17 protein-coding genes are annotated in these 16,606 nt (G+C 55.6%); all 17 read left to right on the forward strand.

The annotated features are described in order from the left end of the window. Nucleotides 1-2: 2 nt before the first annotated feature. The 17 genes from QOL67_RS14085 (at nt 3) to QOL67_RS14165 (ending at nt 16,541) form a co-directional block, all read left to right on the forward strand. Entirely contained in the window at nt 3-656 is a 654-nt protein-coding gene (locus tag QOL67_RS14085) for an OmpA family protein (protein WP_283426609.1), read from the forward strand. Nucleotides 657-941: 285 nt separating this feature from the next. Then, nucleotides 942-2,180: a CpaE/TadZ family protein gene (locus tag QOL67_RS14090; protein ID WP_283426610.1), complete on the forward strand. Its 1,239-nt coding sequence runs from the start codon at nt 942-944 to the stop codon at nt 2,178-2,180. A 15-nt stretch (nt 2,181-2,195) separates the two neighbouring features. Continuing rightward, nucleotides 2,196-3,674, forward strand: a complete 1,479-nt coding sequence (locus QOL67_RS14095; protein WP_283426611.1) for a TadA family conjugal transfer-associated ATPase — start codon at nt 2,196-2,198, stop codon at nt 3,672-3,674. A gap of 6 nt (nt 3,675-3,680) precedes the next feature. Beyond that, on the forward strand, nt 3,681-4,649 hold the full coding sequence (locus QOL67_RS14100) for a type II secretion system F family protein (RefSeq protein WP_283426612.1): 969 nt from the start codon (nt 3,681-3,683) through the stop codon (nt 4,647-4,649). A 12-nt stretch (nt 4,650-4,661) separates the two neighbouring features. After that, nucleotides 4,662-5,636 (forward strand): type II secretion system F family protein, encoded by a 975-nt coding sequence (locus tag QOL67_RS14105; protein WP_283426613.1) that lies wholly within the window; start codon nt 4,662-4,664, stop codon nt 5,634-5,636. A 28-nt stretch (nt 5,637-5,664) separates the two neighbouring features. Further along, nucleotides 5,665-6,228, forward strand: a complete 564-nt coding sequence (locus tag QOL67_RS14110; RefSeq protein ID WP_283426614.1) for a tetratricopeptide repeat protein — start codon at nt 5,665-5,667, stop codon at nt 6,226-6,228. 31 nt (nt 6,229-6,259) lie between these two features. After that, nucleotides 6,260-7,108, forward strand: coding sequence for a tetratricopeptide repeat protein (locus QOL67_RS14115; protein WP_283426615.1), 849 nt, complete (start codon nt 6,260-6,262; stop codon nt 7,106-7,108). 9 nt (nt 7,109-7,117) lie between these two features. Next, nucleotides 7,118-7,651, forward strand: a complete 534-nt coding sequence (locus tag QOL67_RS14120; RefSeq protein WP_283426616.1) for an A24 family peptidase — start codon at nt 7,118-7,120, stop codon at nt 7,649-7,651. Between the two features lie 115 nt (nt 7,652-7,766). After that, nucleotides 7,767-9,074 (forward strand): ATP-binding protein, encoded by a 1,308-nt coding sequence (locus tag QOL67_RS14125; protein WP_283426617.1) that lies wholly within the window; start codon nt 7,767-7,769, stop codon nt 9,072-9,074. Nucleotides 9,075-9,133: 59 nt separating this feature from the next. After that, nucleotides 9,134-9,382, forward strand: a complete 249-nt coding sequence (yidD, locus tag QOL67_RS14130) for a membrane protein insertion efficiency factor YidD (protein WP_283426618.1) — start codon at nt 9,134-9,136, stop codon at nt 9,380-9,382. Between the two features lie 90 nt (nt 9,383-9,472). Further along, a complete protein-coding gene (locus QOL67_RS14135) occupies nt 9,473-9,976 on the forward strand; it encodes a hypothetical protein (RefSeq protein ID WP_283426619.1) in 504 nt (167 codons plus the stop codon). Nucleotides 9,977-10,327: 351 nt separating this feature from the next. Next, entirely contained in the window at nt 10,328-11,197 is an 870-nt protein-coding gene (gene ttcA / locus QOL67_RS14140; protein WP_283426620.1) for a tRNA 2-thiocytidine(32) synthetase TtcA, read from the forward strand. 61 nt (nt 11,198-11,258) lie between these two features. Then, nucleotides 11,259-12,809: a putative bifunctional diguanylate cyclase/phosphodiesterase gene (locus QOL67_RS14145; RefSeq protein ID WP_283426621.1), complete on the forward strand. Its 1,551-nt coding sequence runs from the start codon at nt 11,259-11,261 to the stop codon at nt 12,807-12,809. 143 nt (nt 12,810-12,952) lie between these two features. Beyond that, nucleotides 12,953-14,776: a membrane protein insertase YidC gene (gene yidC, locus QOL67_RS14150; protein ID WP_283426622.1), complete on the forward strand. Its 1,824-nt coding sequence runs from the start codon at nt 12,953-12,955 to the stop codon at nt 14,774-14,776. Next, the gene (locus QOL67_RS14155; RefSeq protein WP_283426623.1) at nt 14,776-15,519 is read left to right on the forward strand and encodes an MOSC domain-containing protein; all 744 of its coding nucleotides are present in this window, start codon (nt 14,776-14,778) and stop codon (nt 15,517-15,519) included. The genes yidC and QOL67_RS14155 overlap by 1 nt, the downstream gene beginning before the upstream one ends. Beyond that, nucleotides 15,519-16,172, forward strand: a complete 654-nt coding sequence (gene yihA, locus QOL67_RS14160) for a ribosome biogenesis GTP-binding protein YihA/YsxC (RefSeq protein ID WP_283426624.1) — start codon at nt 15,519-15,521, stop codon at nt 16,170-16,172. The genes QOL67_RS14155 and yihA overlap by 1 nt, the downstream gene beginning before the upstream one ends. 3 nt (nt 16,173-16,175) lie before the next feature. Then, nucleotides 16,176-16,541: a DUF2946 domain-containing protein gene (locus QOL67_RS14165; RefSeq protein ID WP_283426625.1), complete on the forward strand. Its 366-nt coding sequence runs from the start codon at nt 16,176-16,178 to the stop codon at nt 16,539-16,541. Nucleotides 16,542-16,606 lie beyond the last annotated feature (65 nt).

A 16,606-nucleotide genomic window follows, 5' to 3' on the forward strand; every position in this document is an offset into this window, starting at 1 on the left:
ACATGTATAAAAAACTCGCCGCACTTGCCCTGTTGTTGATCACTGCTTGCTCAGACGGTGACAACAGCGCAGTGCCCTCTTGGGTCCGTGAATCTGGCTCCGTCATTGACAGTGGCACCTTTGGATCAGCAACGGCCAACAACATTGGCATTCAAAATGGCGATAAGTCATACGTGCTGAGCCTCGCAACCCGGTTTGCCGAAGAAGTGCCAACCATGGTGAACTTCGATTTCGACAGCTCCGTGCTTGATCAAAATGCGCGGACTGTTCTACGCCAACAAGCCGAATGGATCCGTCAATTCCCGGAAGTGCGCTTTAAGGTCTACGGACACACAGACGCGGTGGGCAGCAACAGCTACAACAAATCGCTTGGCATGCGCCGTGCGCGCGCTGTTGTGTCTTACCTGTCCAGCCAGGGCATTGGCCGCGATCGCCTAGAAGCCGTTGTATCTCTTGGCAAAACCCAACCCCTGATTGCAACAGGAAACCGCGAACGCCGCAATCGCCGTACAGTGACCGAAGTTACCGGCTTTGTGTCTAGACATCCAAACATCTTGGATGGACGCTATGCCTCGGTCATCTACCGCGAATATGTCGCAAGTGCTGTGCCGCCGACCAAGATTACCGGCCTGTCGATCACCAGCGGCAGCGAATAGCCATACAAATCAACGCGCTAACAAGAGCCGGCCCCTGGGTCGGCTTTTTTGCGTTTCAGAAACGATCCGTCGAATTTGAGAGGATCGTCGCACAATACCGCACAATTTCGGCTTTTTGGCCCCAATGTTGCCCAAGTTGGGGGTGATCTTCAGTCCCGAGGCAAAGTGTGTCTGACGCGAGTCGGGCTGCCGGCAATCGGGGTGATTGACCGGACAATGCCAAAAGAGGTGGGCACCTCTGCACAACAAAAGGCGCAAGATGCGCCAGAGGACTTGAGGCTGAAGATGAGTAGCGAAGCGCTGCAAACCGATCAAAATCCAATCCTGGCATGTACAATCTGCCGGGATGTGCAGAATTTTGAACTTCTGATCGTGGATATGGAAGAAGCTCTTGGGGAACAATGGGGCGATCTCGGTTTTGAGGACGCCGTGCCATTCATGGCGCAACCCGAAGCGGAGAAGCTTGAATTCATAGCCATCGCCATGGATGACATGGATGAGGATTCGCTGGATGAGCTCACCGAGATCATCACGGAGGCACGCAATCGCAACATTCGCACCCTCTTGATCGCTGAAGACGTGACCCCGGCGTCTCTGCACACATTGCTGCGCCACGGCGCTGACGAGTTTATTCCCTACCCGCTCCCACCAGGCGAGCTGCAAGCCGCCATCGAAAAAATTCGCACCGCTGCAAAGGCGGCAGAGATCCCTGCGGCGGCGCAAGTGAAGCTCGCCTCTACCGAAGATTCGCGCGAAGGCGTATTAATCGCAGTGCACGGCTTGGCCGGAGGCACAGGCGCCACCACTTTGGCGACCAACCTTGGATGGGAGCTGGCCACAACAGGCAAGGATGCCCCCAGCGTATGTCTGGTGGATTTGGACCTTCAGTTTGGCACTATGTCGACCTATCTGGATATGCCGCGGCCAGATGCTGTGTTTGAACTTTTGACAGACACCGAAAGCATGGACAGCGAGAGCTTTGGCCAGGCGTTACAAACCTACGAAGAGAAACTGCATGTTCTGACGGCCCCTGCCGAGATCATTCCCTTGGATCTTGTCAGCCCGGATGACATTGCACGCATGCTGGAGATGGCGCGCAAACATTATGACTATGTGATTGTCGACATGCCATCGACGCTGGTTCAGTGGTCTGAAGTCGTGCTGCAGGCGGCACATGTCTACTTCGCCACCATGGAAATCGACATGCGCTCGGCGCAAAACGCCATGCGCCTCAAGCGGGCGTTACAAGCTGAAGACTTGCCATTTGAAAAGCTGCGCTACGTCATGAACCGGGCGCCAAAATTCACCGATCTGGCAGGCAAAAGCCGCGTGAAACGCCTGGCGGAAAGCCTGGGCATCTCAATTGATTTGAATATGCCGGATGGCGGCAAGCAGGTGACCCAATCCTCGGATCACGGCCAACCTCTCGCCATCAGCGCCGCAAAGAACCCGCTGCGCAAAGAAATTGCCAAACTCGCCGCCAGCCTGCACGCGCTGGATCAATCCAGCGAAAAAGCCGCGTAAAAAAGGACCATCGTAATGTTTTCCCGCTACAAAAAGTCCGATGCAAAGCCTGATGCGGCAGTTGCCCAAAAAGCCGCCAAGGTTGACGCGAAGAAGGCCGAACCCGCACCAAAACCTACCGCTGCTGCCCTTGAGGCAGCTGTCGCAGAGAAAAAGGTCATGCGCCGCCCGATTGTTGAAAAAACTGCGGGTGTTGTTGTCGCCGGTGACAAGGAGCGCCGCCGCAAGGAGCGCCTGGGCGAAATCAAGCTGGAGCTGCACCGCGAGCTGCTGGACAACCTGAACCTCGCCGCCTTGGACAAAGCCTCCGAGCGTGAGCTGCGGGCGGAAATCACCGCTATTGCCACTGAGGTGCTGCAGGAAAAAGCAATTGTTCTCAATCGCGAAGAGCGCACCACGGTGTTTCAGGAACTCTACGACGAGGTCACCGGCCTAGGTCCGCTGGAAACCCTGCTGCAAGACGAAACCGTCAACGATATTTTGGTCAACGGTCCCAAACAGATCTTTGTCGAACGCGCTGGTAAGCTGGAACTCACAGACATCGTCTTCAAAGACGAGCGTCACCTGCTGCGCATCATCGACAAGATTGTGTCTGCGGTGGGCCGTCGCGTCGATGAATCCAACCCGTATGTGGACGCCCGTTTGGCAGATGGATCACGCTTCAACGCCATGGTGTCCCCCATTGCGGTGGACGGCTCGCTGGTCTCCATTCGTAAGTTTAAGAAAGACAAACTGGGCATTGATGACCTGGTGAAGTTTGGTGCGTTTTCCGAAGAAATGGCCGCCTACTTGCAGGCTGCAGTGTCCACCCGCCTCAATTTGATTGTATCCGGCGGTACCGGCTCTGGTAAAACCACAACATTGAACGCGCTGAGTTCGTTCATCGACAACGCTGAGCGCATCCTGACCATCGAGGATACGGCGGAACTCCAGCTGCAACAAACCCACGTTGGCCGCATGGAAAGCCGCCCGCCAAACGTCGAAGGCAAAGGCGAAGTGTCCCCACGCGACTGTCTGAAAAACGCCCTGCGTATGCGCCCTGACCGCATCATTGTGGGTGAGACACGTGGCGAGGAAGTGATCGACATGCTGCAGGCCATGAACACCGGCCACGATGGTTCCATGACCACAATCCACGCCAACAACGCCCGCGACGGTATTTCTCGACTGGAAAACATGATTGCCATGGCCGGGATCGAGATGCCCCTCAAGGCGGTGCGTTCTCAGATTTCTTCGGCTGTGAACCTGATTGTGCAAGCCTCCCGTTTACAAGATGGGTCGCGCCGTATGACCTCGATCACAGAAATCACCGGCATGGAGGGGGACGTAATTTCCATGCAGGAAATCTTCCGCTTCCAGCGCACCGGCCTGACACCGGAAAACAAGATTGTTGGCCATTTCACCGCGACCGGCGTGCGCTCGCACTTTTCCGAGCGTTTCCGTCTCTGGGGTTACGATCTGCCGCCTGAAATCTATGAACCGTCTGCGGGGTAATCAGACATGCCATTTTCACCCGAACTTATTGTTTATGGACTGATTTTTGTCGGCGTCTTTGTCTTGGTCGAAGGTGTCTACCTGACAGTGTTTGGCAAATCTATCAGCCTCAACAGCCGCGTGAACCGACGGTTGGAGATGCTGGATAAAGGTGCCAAACGTGACGAAGTGTTGGAACAGCTCCGCAAGGAGATGAAACAACACAGCGAGAGCAAAGGTATTCCGCTCTATTCGGCGCTCGCAGAAAAGGCACAAAAGGCGGCCATTGCGTTTACGCCCTTACAATTGATCCTCATCATGGTTGCGGTCACGATCTTTGCGTTTCTGGGCCTGACCGTGGGCACCCAAACCGGCGTGATCACACGCGCAGGTATTGCGGTGATGATGGGCGTTGGTGGTGTGTACACTTGGGTGTCGATGAAGGCGGGCAAGCGCATCTCGATGATCGAAGAACAACTGCCCGATGCCATTGAATTGATGGTGCGCTCCCTGCGGGTCGGTCACCCGTTTTCTGCCGCGCTACAGATTGTCTCTAAAGAAATCGACGATCCGCTGGCAACCGAATTTGGGGTGATCTCAGACGAGGCCGCTTATGGCCGCGATCTCGGGGAAGCACTGAAAGACATGGCGGAACGCCTCGACATGCAAGACATGCGATTTTTGTCGGTTGCCGTGACCATCCAGCAGCAATCCGGCGGTAACCTCGCCGAGATCCTCGCCGGTTTGTCCAAAGTGATCCGTGCGCGCTTCCGGTTGTTCCGTCGTGTGAAAGCGATTACGGCTGAGGCCAAATGGTCCGGCAAATTTCTATCCGCCTTCCCGGTGCTCGCGCTGATCGCGATCAACGTGATGGACCCAAATTACTATGACGAAGTGAAAGATCACTGGCTCTACATTCCAGGCTGTATCGCCGTGGGCGTGTTTCTGGGCATGAACCTCATTGTCATGAAAATTCTGACCAACATCAAAGTTTAAGGAGATCCCGCGATGACCACTTTGGAAGCCCTAAACATGATGCTGACCGATATGCTTGGACCACGTGGTCCGATGATAGCGATCCTGGTCTTGGGTTTGTTCTTTGCTCTACTTGTGGCCGCCGGCGTAATGGCGCGCCAGGACGATCCCATCTCCAAACTGAACAAATCAAAGAGCGCAAAAACCTCAGCGCGGGCCACAAAAGAAGAGCGCCTGCGCCGCAAGGCCTCTAACGCCAAGCTCGACAAATACAAAGCTTTCCTTGAACCGCAAAGCGAAGAAGAGCTGAGCTCGGTGCGCCTCAAACTGATGCAGGCCGGATACCCATCTCGCGACGCGGTCCGGGCCTTCCACCTGGCACAGATGGTGTTGGGAATTGGCGGCCTGGTTCTTGGCGTGACCTACTTTATCCTTGTAAAGCAGACCGATCAGTCCTCCACAACGGACATGTTGTTCTGGACCCTTGGCCCCGGTGGCGCTGGATATTTCCTGCCCAAATACTGGGTCACCCGCCGCGTGGAAGAACGCAAAGAGGAGATCACCTCTGGTTTCCCCGACAGCCTCGACATGATGCTGGTCTGTGTGGAAGCGGGTCAGTCATTGGATCAATCCATTGTGCGTGTGGCTGGTGAATTGCGCGCCTCTTACCCAGCCCTTGCTCAAGAGTTCGAAATTGTCGCCCACGAAATGAAGGCCGGTAAAGACAAGTCTCAGGTTTTGGCCGACATGGGCGAACGGTGCGGCGTTCAGGACGTGTCCTCCTTTGTGACCGTGCTGATCCAATCGGCCACCTTTGGTACTTCAATTGCCGAAGCGCTGCGGGTCTATGCTGGCGAGATGCGTGACAAACGTGTGATGCGCGCCGAAGAAGCGGCAAACAAGTTGCCAACAAAGATGACATTGGCCACTATGGGGCTCACTGTTCCGCCGCTGTTGATCATCTTGGTCAGCCCCTCTGTGATTGGGATCACGCAGCTTGGCCAGTGAGGCAAAAACGAGCAAAAAAGCGTCCAAAATGACACACCTCCGGGCTTTGGCCTTGATGACACTAGCTTGTGCTGTAGCCGCCTGTGACCCAGGCGGCTTTGGCGCGTCAAACGACAGCCCTTACGCCCCATCCGTGGATCACGGAGGCGAAGCGGTTGATGGGCTGGTTGTTGGCTGGCGGCTGATGGAAGCTGGCGAAAACGAGCTGGCAATGGATGCCTTTGTGCGTGCAGGACTTGAGCAGGGCCGCACCCCGGATGTGCTTGCGGCGGTGGGCACTGCGAACCTTGTGATGGGGCGATTGGGCCAAGCCGAAAACCTTTTGCGGGAAGCCATCGAAGCGGACAATTCCCAGCCTGAGACATGGAACAACCTTGGCATCACGCTCTTGGAACAGGGCAAGTTTGGCGAAGCGGAACAGATCCTGCGCCGCGCATATGCGCTGGACAATGGCGAAAGTGACGCAATCCGCGATAATTTGCGCTTGGCACTCGCAAATTCGAATCAACCCGTCTATGGTGACGTAAAAGAACAAGAATATAAATTGGTGCGGCGGGGTAGCAGCGACTACGTGATCCGCCAGACGCCATAAATTGAGAGCAAGAGCAGCAAAGGACGCAAACATGCGCCATCCTGTTTTGGGGACAATTTGTGTGGCCGGGCTAGTCGCGTTGACAGCCTGCGCTGATAAGAGTGACGAAAGCGTTGAACGCGCCATTCAGGACGTGAATGCCGTGGATGAGGCCAATCTGTCAGACGTGATGTTGACGGTTGCCGATCCCAACGAAGGCATCGCCTATTTTCATCGCACCCTAAAAGACAATCCCAACCGCATTGATCTTCAACGTGGACTGGCTGTTTCTTATGTGCGGGCCAAGCGCTTCACCGAAGCTGTGCCGGCATGGAAACAAGTGATCAAACACAAGGACAGCACCGCCAACGATCGTGTGGATATGGCGGACGCACAAATTCGCGCTGGCATGTGGGACGATGCGGAGAAAACGCTGGACGGCATTCCTCCGACCCATGAGACTTTTAAGCGCTACCGCCTTGAAGCGATGATTGCTGACAGCAACAAAGAGTGGAACCGTGCAGACAGTTTCTATGAGATCGCTGTAAGTTTGACCACGCGCCCGGCCGGCGTGATGAACAACTGGGGCTACTCCAAGCTGACCCGCGGGGATTATGCCGACGCGGAACGTCTGTTTGGCGAAGCCGTGCGTCAGGACAGCACACTGTTCACCGCCAAAAACAACATGGTTTTGGCACGTGGCGCACAGCGTCAATACACGCTGCCAGTGATCCCGATGGTACAGACCGAGCGCGCGCAACTTCTACACACTCTGGCGCTCTCTGCGATCAAGCAGGGCGACACCGAAACTGGAAAAGTGCTGTTGCGCGAGGCGGTGGAGACCCATCCGCAACACTTTGAGGCTGCGGTACGCGCCTTGGATGCGCTTGAAAGCAGCTAAGGTTTCTTGATGCAGGTTTCCAGCACATTTGCGCTCTGGGCTTTACTCCCGGCGTTGCCGCTTTGTGTCTACATTTTTTGGGTGGATATGAAGCACAAAAGGATCAGCAACGTGTCCGTCTGGGCGCTGTTTGCGATCTTTGTTGTGGTGGGTCTAGCCACTTTGCCAATCATGGAATTTGCCTGGCGTTTCGCCAATTATGGTGTGGTGTTTGCGGTGCTTTTGCTGATGTGGATGGCACGGCAAGTGGGCGCTGGCGATGTAAAAATGGCAGCCGTGGCCGCACTTTTTGTCGACAAAGGTGATGCCAGCTACATGCTGATCATCACATTTGCATCCATTGCCGTGGCCGTCTTGGCCACGTTGATTGTCCGCGCCACCCCCTTGCGCAAACTGGCACCGGATTGGGCCGCTTGGAAGCTCAAAGCCTCTGAGAACAACATCAATGTTGGCAAAGGTGATCAGATCACCATTCCGATGGGCACCGGCATTGGGTTGGCCCTTTGCACCTATCTTTTGTTGGGCGTTCTACATGGCCACTAGACAACGTCGATCTTGATACTGGCCCGATGCGGCCCAAAAATCGCCACCTTTTGATTGTTTATGAGATGGAAACAGACCGAGGACCAAACGGCCCTCTTTCAGGAGAGTTTCGTCGATGAACATGCAGACCGCCAACGTGATGGCCCCTCCACCGCCCAAGCGGATCGAGGAGATGAAACTGCCGCTGGTAATGATGCGGGATATTCTTCTGAAAACCATGTTCCGCAAAAACGTGGATATGGTCACCGACATCTCCAAAGCCATTTGCCTGCCCTCTGCGGTGACGCAAGAGTTGGTAGATATGGCACGGGAGCAAAAGCTGCTTGAGGCCACTGGCACCTTGAACGCCAATTCCGGCAATGAAATGGGTTATCAGTTGACCGACGCGGGCAAGAACCGCGCTTTAGACGCTTTGGCCCAGTCTGAGTATTTTGGCGCGATGCCGGTGCCGCTCGATGTGTACCGCGAGCAGGTGAAACGCCAGTCTATCCGCAACATCCAAATATCCCGTGATCAACTTACAGGCGCGATGGGGCATCTGATCCTGCCGCCGGACCTTCTGGACCAGCTTGGCCCGGCTGTGGGCGCAGGCCGTTCAATCTTGATGTACGGCCCTCCGGGCAACGGTAAGTCTTCGATTTCCAACGGCATTCGTGATGCCATGGGCGACAAAGTTTATGTACCACACGCCATCGAATACGCCGGTCAGGTGATCACCGTCTATGACCCGATTGTGCACTCTGCCGCTGAAGGCGATGAGCAAGACATGTCGAGCTTGCGCCGCGTTGCCCGCTTTGACAGCCGTTATGTAAAATGTGACCGCCCAACTGTGATCACCGGGGGCGAATTGTCCCTGAACATGCTGGACTTGGTCTACAATCCAACCGCGCGCACCTATCAGGCGCCTCTGCAGCTCAAATCCACCGGCGGCATCTTTATCGTGGACGATCTGGGCCGCCAGGAAGAGTCGCCTCAGGCCTTGGTAAACCGCTGGATTGTGCCGCTGGAAGAAAGCAAAGACATCCTCGCCCTGCAATCCGGCGAAAAGTTTGAAGTGCCCTTTGACACGTTGGTGATCTTCTCCACCAACTTCCATCCCAATGAGATTTTTGACCAAGCGGCCCTGCGCCGGATCTTCTACAAAATCAAAATTGATGGCCCAAGCCAGGAAAACTTCCTGAAAATTTTTGCGCTGGTCGCCAAGAAAAAAGGTTTACCACTGGATGAAACATCGCTCATTCACCTGCTCAAAACCAAATACCCCACCATCGACAATACCTACGCCAATTATCAGCCGGTGTTCCTAATCGATCAGATCATCTCAATCTGTGAGTTTGAGGGGATTCCCTTCCAAATGCGCCCCGATTTGATCGACCGTGCTTGGGCCAATATGTTTGTGAAAGACGAGCACATCGTGAAGTAATCCAAAAGGCCGCATCCCGCGGCCTTTTTTATGCGCGCCACTTCGCCTACATAACGCGCATGCCGCCGCTCGCTCATATCGCCGCCCTACCCGTTCGCTTGTATCGCTTGGTGTTCAGCCCGTGGGTTGGATTCAACTGCCGCTATCAACCGACATGTTCGGCCTACGCGCTGGAGGCGTTAGAAAAACACGGTGCCGTCAAAGGCAGTTGGTTGACCCTGCGCCGCATTGGTCGCTGTCATCCCTTTGGCAGCAGCGGATATGATCCCGTCCCCCCTTGCCGCTGCGACAGTGAAGACAAGCCATAAATCTGCGGTCGAACGCGCACGAACACATCTGGACACCCGCCATAAGAGTGCTAGCCTGATGCCATTCTATTGTCCTTCAGGAGATTTCCCATGCGCCTTTCTCACATTCTGGCCACAACGGCCGCATTGACCCTTGGCAGCACCGCCGCAATGGCCGACAAATTTGTCGGATACGGTGCGGTTGATGGCTGGAACGTGCACATCGACACCGAAAAAGGCACGTGTATGGTGGAAACCAAAGACGGCTTGGACAACGTCATCCAAATGGGCCTAACCAAAGATCGCGCCATTGGCTACATCGGCATTTTCACAAAGGCAGACACCAACATCCGCACCGACGTCAAACAGGATGTGGCACTGTTGATTGGCGAAAACCTCTATGTTGGCGAAGCCACCGGCATGCGCGGCAACATCACCAAAGGCTACAGCGGTGGCTATGTGCTGACCGACGACCCAGAAGTGTATGACGCCATCCGCCGTGCGCCCACCATGACCGTGTTCCCGGAAAAGGAATACTCCTTCATCGTCGATCTGGCCGGTACCGCCAAAGCGTTGGATCTGGCCAAGAAATGCAACGAAGACCAACTTCAGTAATCGGTAAATCATAGGCTGTGCGTGGTTTGAAAAAGCGCGCAGCCCCCCCCTCCATGGGGAAACAGACTGTTTCCCTGAGACCCTTCAAGTTCATGCAGCCAAACCTCTCCCCCCTCAGCCCCGTTTGAGAGGACAATAAAATCGGCGCTGACGCTGCGGAAGCCCAATAAAGGCAGGGTTTCGCAACACACTGTCTTTATCGAACAACCCTGCAGCTCATCGCCATGGTATCGTGTGCCTCAAATCACACGGGGTCTGGTTTTCCTTACGAGCGCTTGCGGTCCTATGCCAACCTGTGGATATCCTTGGGGATAGATTGACCCTGGACGATCCCTTCGCATAAGGCATGGCATGTTAGACGACCTCAATGATATCCATCCGCTGTTTCAGGGCGCCCCTTCTTCAACCAATTTCAAGAAGTTGCGCAAACGAATCGTGCGTCAAACGCGTGAGGCGATTGAGCAATACGGCATGATCGAACGCGGTGCGAAGTGGCTAATATGCCTCTCCGGCGGTAAGGATTCCTATACCCTGCTCGCAATTTTGCATGAGTTGAAATGGCGTGGTCTACTGCCTGTTGAACTCTTGGCCTGCAATCTGGATCAGGGACAACCCAACTTCCCAGCCACGGTTCTGCCGGCGTTTCTGGAAAAGATGCAGGTGCCGCACCGCATCGAATACCAAGACACCTACTCGATTGTGAAAGACAAGGTGCCAGAGGGACGGACCTTTTGTGCGCTGTGCTCACGCCTGCGTCGTGGCAACCTCTATCGCATCGCCCGCGAGGAAGGCTGTAGTGCGGTGGTTCTTGGACATCACCGGGATGATATCCTCGAAACCTTCTTCATGAATCTATTTCACGGTGGCCGTCTGGCCACCATGCCGCCCAAGCTTGTTAACGAAGAAGGCGATCTATTTGTCTATCGCCCGCTGGCACATGTTGCAGAAGCGGATTGTGAGAAGTTTGCCAAGGCGATGAATTACCCCATTATCCCGTGTGATCTTTGTGGATCGCAAGATGGCCTGCAGCGTCAGCAGGTCAAGCAGATCCTCGATCAGTGGGAAGCCAACAGCCCCGGCCGCCGACAGGTGATGTTCAAGGCCTTAACCAACATCCGTCCGAGCCACATGATGGATCCAAAACTGTTCGATTTTGCCGGATTAATTCGAGAATCAGTAAAATTTGAGGAAAATTCGGATACCATCCCTAAGCTACGTTAACTGAACACTTAAGAGAATCGATGACACTAAACTGAGATTTATGCGTCATAGGACACCACATATGCAGTCTCGACTGGATACATTCTTGGCTTCGTTCCGGGCTTACTGGGCTCGGGAATCTTCTGTGCGACGTGTGGTGCCTCTCTTGTTTCCTCTGGTGACGTTGGCGGCCTGGCTTGGGTTTGGCGAGATAGGTCTTTTGGTCTGTGCGTTCCTGTTGCCAGTGCCGTTTTTGATGCTCTCTCCGTTTGCGACAGGCAAACGGCGTAAAAAGAGCGAAGTGGACGGTTTGACCGGGCTGCTCACGCCGGCTGGTTTTGAGCGCCAGATGCAGGAAAAAATGGAAACCCTTGAGGAAGACGGGCGCACCACCGCTTGTTTCTCAATCAAGATCGACAATTTTGCACGCCTGCGTGAAAACCACGGGGATCAAGCCGCCGAAGAGGTGCTGCGCTATGTCGCTGAACGCCTAAAAAATGCGCTCCGGTCCGGCGATTTGGTGTCTCGTTCTGGCGATGCGTCGTTTGCCGTGGCTTTGGAGCCCATTGCCTTTTTTGACATCGAAAGCGGCATTCAGATGGCAACACGCTTTCAAACCGCAATCGAAGAGCCCATGCCGCTGCAGATGGCGTCCATTTACGTCAGCTGCTCCATTGGTTTCTGCCTGTCCTCCCGCCTAAACCGCCCCTCCGCGACGGCGATGGTTCAGGCCGCGGACATGGCCATGTGTGAAGCCCAACTAACCGGCGACAGCAACATCCGCGCCTATTCCACAGATATGGGCCGCAAGGTGATTTCCCGCCGCAAAACCCAAAGCGAAGCAGCGCGCACACTCCAACGTGACCAAATCCGCGCCTGGTTCCAACCACAGGTGTCCACGGACACAGGCCTTGTCACCGGCTTTGAGGCGCTGGCGCGCTGGGAACACCCTGAACGAGGCATTCTTGCCCCAATTCAATTCTTGGATGTGCTGCACCAAACCGGCCAAATGGGCCAATTGGCGGACCTGATGCTGCGCCAGTCGCTTGATGCGGTGCGCGCCTGGGACGACGCCGGGTTCACGGTGCCAATGGTGGGCGTGAACTTCGCTGGCGAAGAATTGCGCAGCCCCACTTTGGTGGAGCGTATCCAGTGGGAATTGGACCGCACAGAGCTCGAAGCAAAGCGCCTTGGCATCGAAGTACTTGAAAGCGTGGTTGCTGGCACACCAGATGACATGGTGGTGCGTAACGTCGAAGCGATCAGTACTTTGGGGTGCACCGTTGATCTGGACGACTTTGGTACCGGGCACGCCTCAATTTCTTCAATCCGTCGCCTGCCAGTGAAACGCATCAAAATTGACCGTTCCTTTGTGACCAACATCGACAAGGACCCCGATCAACAGCGCATGATTGCTGCAATTGTCACTATGGCGGAGCGTCTGGGCTTGGAAACCTTGGCGGAAGGTGTTGAAAACTCAGCAGAACACGCAATGCTGGCACAGCTTGGCTGTTCTCATGTGCAGGGTTATGGAATCGCCCGCCCAATGCCGTTTTATGAGACCATCAAGTGGATGACCGAGCATCGAGAAAAGATCGGTCCCGCGCTTCAGATTGGCAACAAGCCGCATTAAGCGCCACGACGCTATTGCATCCCCCATGTTCACACACGCAACGAACCGCTGCGTTTCGTGCCAATTGGGCCGAATCCCCTTGACCTTTGGTCGCCACCTCTGTTGAACCTCCCCAACCTTTCAATGACAGATGGCTTGTGGCAATGGACGATCAGAACAAGAACCTCATCCTCGCGACGGCGCTCAGTTTTGGCGTCATCCTGATCTGGTTCGTATTGTTTCCCCCTCCTGAGGCCACTCAGGACCCTAATGCGCCGCTCGCTGTCGAAAGCACTGACGCGGTCACACCGTCTACCGCACCGGCCACCGCGACCACAGATGCCGCCAACTCAGGCGCCGCCACATCTGTGGAGGCAACTGCCGTTGCCAATGCGCCGCGCGTGGATATCGACACCGCGCGCCTGTCCGGTTCTGTCTCTCTGCTGGGCGGCCGTCTGGATGATCTGAAACTCAACGACTACCGCGAGACTCAGGACCCGGAGTCACCCATCGTGACCTTCCTGTCACCCAACGGTGAACCAAACGCCTATTACGCCCTCTATGGCTGGGCACCCGGTGCCGGCCTGTCGCTGGATCAAGTTCCTGGGTCTAACACGCTTTGGGCGATCGAAAGCGGCGACACGCTGACGGTTGAAACACCCATCACTCTGAAGTGGGACAATGGCGCAGGCCTGATCTTCCGCCGCACAATTTCGGTGGACAAAGACTACATGTTCTCCGTTGAACAGACCGTGGAAAACACCGGTGCTGGCACTGTGGCTCTGGCCCCATATGGCGTTCTGGCACGGTATGGTGAGCCGGATGATCTGAAAAACTTCTTCATCTTGCACGAAGGCCTGATCTCCATGGCTGACGGTGAGTTGACCGAAACCGACTATGACGGCATGACCGACTACACCTTCGATCAGCGCGAAGGCGCGCCAGCGGAAGTGTCCCAAGTCGAAGCCAACGGCTGGATCGGTTTCACCGATCACTACTGGATGGCCACATTGATCCCTGAACAGGGCAAGCCGTTCAAATCCGTGGCAAAATACGACGCCTCCCGTGACATCTACCAAACCGAAGCTGTGATGCCGACCATCCAGCTGGCCGAAGGCGAAACAGCCTCCGCCAACTCGCGTTTGTATGCTGGTTCCAAAGACTGGGGCAAAATTCGCGCCTACCAGAACGACGAGGGTGTTGAAGGCCTGTTGGAATCCATCGATTGGGGCTGGTTCTCCTTCCTGACCAAACCGATCATGTGGCTTCTGATGTGGCTCTATGGTGTCATCGGCAACATGGGCTGGGCGATTATCGCACTGACCGTGGTTCTGAAAATCATCGTCTTCCCGCTGGCCTATAAATCTTATGCCTCCATGGCGAAGATGAAAGAGCTTCAGCCGCAGATGGAGAAGCTCAAGGAAAACGCCGGCGATGACCGTCAGAAGATGCAGCAGGCGATGATGGAGCTATATAAGAAGGAAAAGGTCAATCCGGCGGCTGGCTGTCTGCCAATCCTGATCCAGATCCCGATCTTCTTCTCGCTCTACAAAGTGATCTTTGTGACCAAAGAACTGCGGCACGCGCCATGGTTTGGCTGGATCACCGACCTCTCCGCGCCAGACCCAAGCTCGATCTTCAACCTGTTTGGCATGCTGCCTTTCGGCGTTCCAGAACTGGGCTTCTTTGAGATCTTCTCGCTTGGCATCCTGCCGATCCTGTTGGGTATCTCCATGTGGCTGCAGCAAAAGCTGAACCCGGCCCCAACCGATCCAACTCAAAAGATGATCTTTGCCTGGATGCCTTGGGTCTTCATGTTCATGCTTGGCAGCTTTGCTTCCGGCCTTGTGGTCTACTGGATCACCAACAACGTGATCACCTTTACGCAGCAGTACGGCATCATGCGCATCCACGGTTATAAACCGGATGTGTTTGGCAACATCACCTCCAGCTTCAAGAAGAAGCCACCGGAAGGGGACGCCAAGTAATGGGAACCGTCTCCGCACTCTGGCGACACCCGATAAAGGCCCACGGACGCGAGTCCGTGGGTCATATCTCTTTGGTGGAGGGACACACCTTCCCATGGGATCGTCGCTACGCCGTGGCGCATGAAAATGCCAAAACCGATGGCGGCGAATGGGCCCGCTGCGTGAACTTCTCTCGCGCTGCAAAGGCACCAGAATTGCAAGCCATCACCGCCAAGGTTGATGAGGCCACTGGTAAAATCACATTGCAGCACCCTGATCTGTGGGAACTGACCTTTGACCCAGCCACCCAAGGTGACAAGCTGATTGAGTGGGTGCGCCCGATCATGCCAAAAGACCGCGCCGCCAGTGCCAAACTGGTGCCTGCGGGTGAATATGGCATGACCGACAGCCCTTTCCCCTCCATCGCCATCCACACCACAGCCAGCCACCGCGCCATCGAAGGCCGTCTGGGCCGCACGCTCTCCACCGAGCGCTGGCGTGGCAACATCTGGCTGGACGGTTTTGCGCCTTGGGAAGAGTTTGATTGGATCGGCAAAACCCTTCGTATTGGCGACGCAGAAATCGAGGTGCGCGAGCGCATCACCCGCTGCCTTGCCACCACCGTCAACACCGACACCGGCAAACGCGACGCGGATACACTGGGCGTTCTGAACGAAGCCTTTGGCCATCAGGACTTTGGCGTCTACGGTGTGGTGACCAAATCCGGCGACATGTCTGTCGGCAACACAGCAGAGGTGCTCTGATGCAGCTTCCCTTCCCCTTTGTCGAAGATCCTGAACCCATCGCCTATGAGCGTGGCCGCAAGCTGTTTGATGGCTCCAACTCAGAGTTCCTCAAAGGTGTGGTGGCCATGGATGGCCTGCCTGCGGGGGATCGTATTGAGGTCTGCTTTGCGGGCCGCTCCAACGTGGGCAAGTCCACGTTGATCAACGCGCTGACCAACCGCAGCCGTTTGGCCCGTGCCTCCAACACGCCGGGACGGACGCAAGAGATCAACTTCTTCACTTTGACAGAGAGCCACTATCTTGTGGATTTGCCCGGCTATGGCTACGCCAATGCCCCTTTGGCAGTGGTGGAGAAATGGCAGCGTCTGCTGAAACGCTATCTCTCTGGCCGTGCCAACCTGCGCCGGGCTTTTGTGCTGATTGACACCCGTCACGGCATCAAAGATGTCGATGAAGAGATCATGTCCCTGATGGACAGCTCTGCCCTGACGTTTCAGGTGGTGATGACCAAGGCTGACAAGGTCAAAGAGAAAGACCGCGAGAAGACTTTCAAGCAGGTCCGTGAGAAGCTCTCCAAGCACCCGGCGGCCTTTCCCGAGATAGTGCTGACCAGCTCTGAAAAAGGCGACGGCATCGCCACGCTGCGCTCCATTATCGCCGGTCTTGAATAAAACATGCGTTTTCTGACGTCTTTGGTACTTCTGCTGGCCGTTTTGGCCTCAGCGGCCATCCCTGTGGGATGGATGCCAAAGACGTTGGGTGATGGCCAGATGGTGCTTGTCCTCTGTACCGGTGACGAGATGGTCGAAGTGCTTGTGGACCACACCGGGGCGCCTGTGCCACTGCATGAGCAAACCGAGGATAAGCGCAGCCCCTGTGCTTTCTCCACCATTGCCGAAGCTGTTCAGGTTCTGAACGGCCCCTTCCCAATGCCACTCGCGGCATCCCTGACCGACCGCTGGCAGCATCTGGATTTCACCCACAATAGCGCCGGCTTTCACCGCCGCTACGACGCCCGCGGTCCCCCAACTCTCTCCTGAGTTTCCAACACAATCAATCAATACATAAGCCATCCCGACGTTTCGGGTGTGGCCCATCAGGAGAT

It is taken from the genome of Shimia sagamensis (genome assembly GCF_900182745.1).
Classification (GTDB): domain Bacteria; phylum Pseudomonadota; class Alphaproteobacteria; order Rhodobacterales; family Rhodobacteraceae; genus Shimia; species Shimia sagamensis.

Excerpts from the sequence above, each read along its gene's own strand:
- QOL67_RS14135 (WP_283426619.1), top strand. The coding sequence starts at position 9,473 with ATGCGCCTTTCTCACATTCTGGCCACAACGGCCGCATTGACCCTTGGC.
- yihA (WP_283426624.1), top strand. The coding sequence starts at position 15,519 with ATGCAGCTTCCCTTCCCCTTTGTCGAAGATCCTGAACCCATCGCCTAT.
- QOL67_RS14115 (WP_283426615.1), top strand. The coding sequence starts at position 6,260 with ATGCGCCATCCTGTTTTGGGGACAATTTGTGTGGCCGGGCTAGTCGCG.
- QOL67_RS14105 (WP_283426613.1), top strand. The coding sequence starts at position 4,662 with ATGACCACTTTGGAAGCCCTAAACATGATGCTGACCGATATGCTTGGA.
- QOL67_RS14090 (WP_283426610.1), top strand. The coding sequence starts at position 942 with ATGAGTAGCGAAGCGCTGCAAACCGATCAAAATCCAATCCTGGCATGT.
- QOL67_RS14100 (WP_283426612.1), top strand. The coding sequence starts at position 3,681 with ATGCCATTTTCACCCGAACTTATTGTTTATGGACTGATTTTTGTCGGC.
- QOL67_RS14110 (WP_283426614.1), top strand. The coding sequence starts at position 5,665 with ATGACACACCTCCGGGCTTTGGCCTTGATGACACTAGCTTGTGCTGTA.
- yidD (WP_283426618.1), top strand. The coding sequence starts at position 9,134 with ATGCCGCCGCTCGCTCATATCGCCGCCCTACCCGTTCGCTTGTATCGC.
- ttcA (WP_283426620.1), top strand. The coding sequence starts at position 10,328 with ATGTTAGACGACCTCAATGATATCCATCCGCTGTTTCAGGGCGCCCCT.
- QOL67_RS14095 (WP_283426611.1), top strand. The coding sequence starts at position 2,196 with ATGTTTTCCCGCTACAAAAAGTCCGATGCAAAGCCTGATGCGGCAGTT.
- QOL67_RS14145 (WP_283426621.1), top strand. The coding sequence starts at position 11,259 with ATGCAGTCTCGACTGGATACATTCTTGGCTTCGTTCCGGGCTTACTGG.
- QOL67_RS14165 (WP_283426625.1), top strand. The coding sequence starts at position 16,176 with ATGCGTTTTCTGACGTCTTTGGTACTTCTGCTGGCCGTTTTGGCCTCA.
- QOL67_RS14085 (WP_283426609.1), top strand. The coding sequence starts at position 3 with ATGTATAAAAAACTCGCCGCACTTGCCCTGTTGTTGATCACTGCTTGC.
- QOL67_RS14155 (WP_283426623.1), top strand. The coding sequence starts at position 14,776 with ATGGGAACCGTCTCCGCACTCTGGCGACACCCGATAAAGGCCCACGGA.
- QOL67_RS14125 (WP_283426617.1), top strand. The coding sequence starts at position 7,767 with ATGAACATGCAGACCGCCAACGTGATGGCCCCTCCACCGCCCAAGCGG.
- QOL67_RS14120 (WP_283426616.1), top strand. The coding sequence starts at position 7,118 with ATGCAGGTTTCCAGCACATTTGCGCTCTGGGCTTTACTCCCGGCGTTG.
- yidC (WP_283426622.1), top strand. The coding sequence starts at position 12,953 with ATGGACGATCAGAACAAGAACCTCATCCTCGCGACGGCGCTCAGTTTT.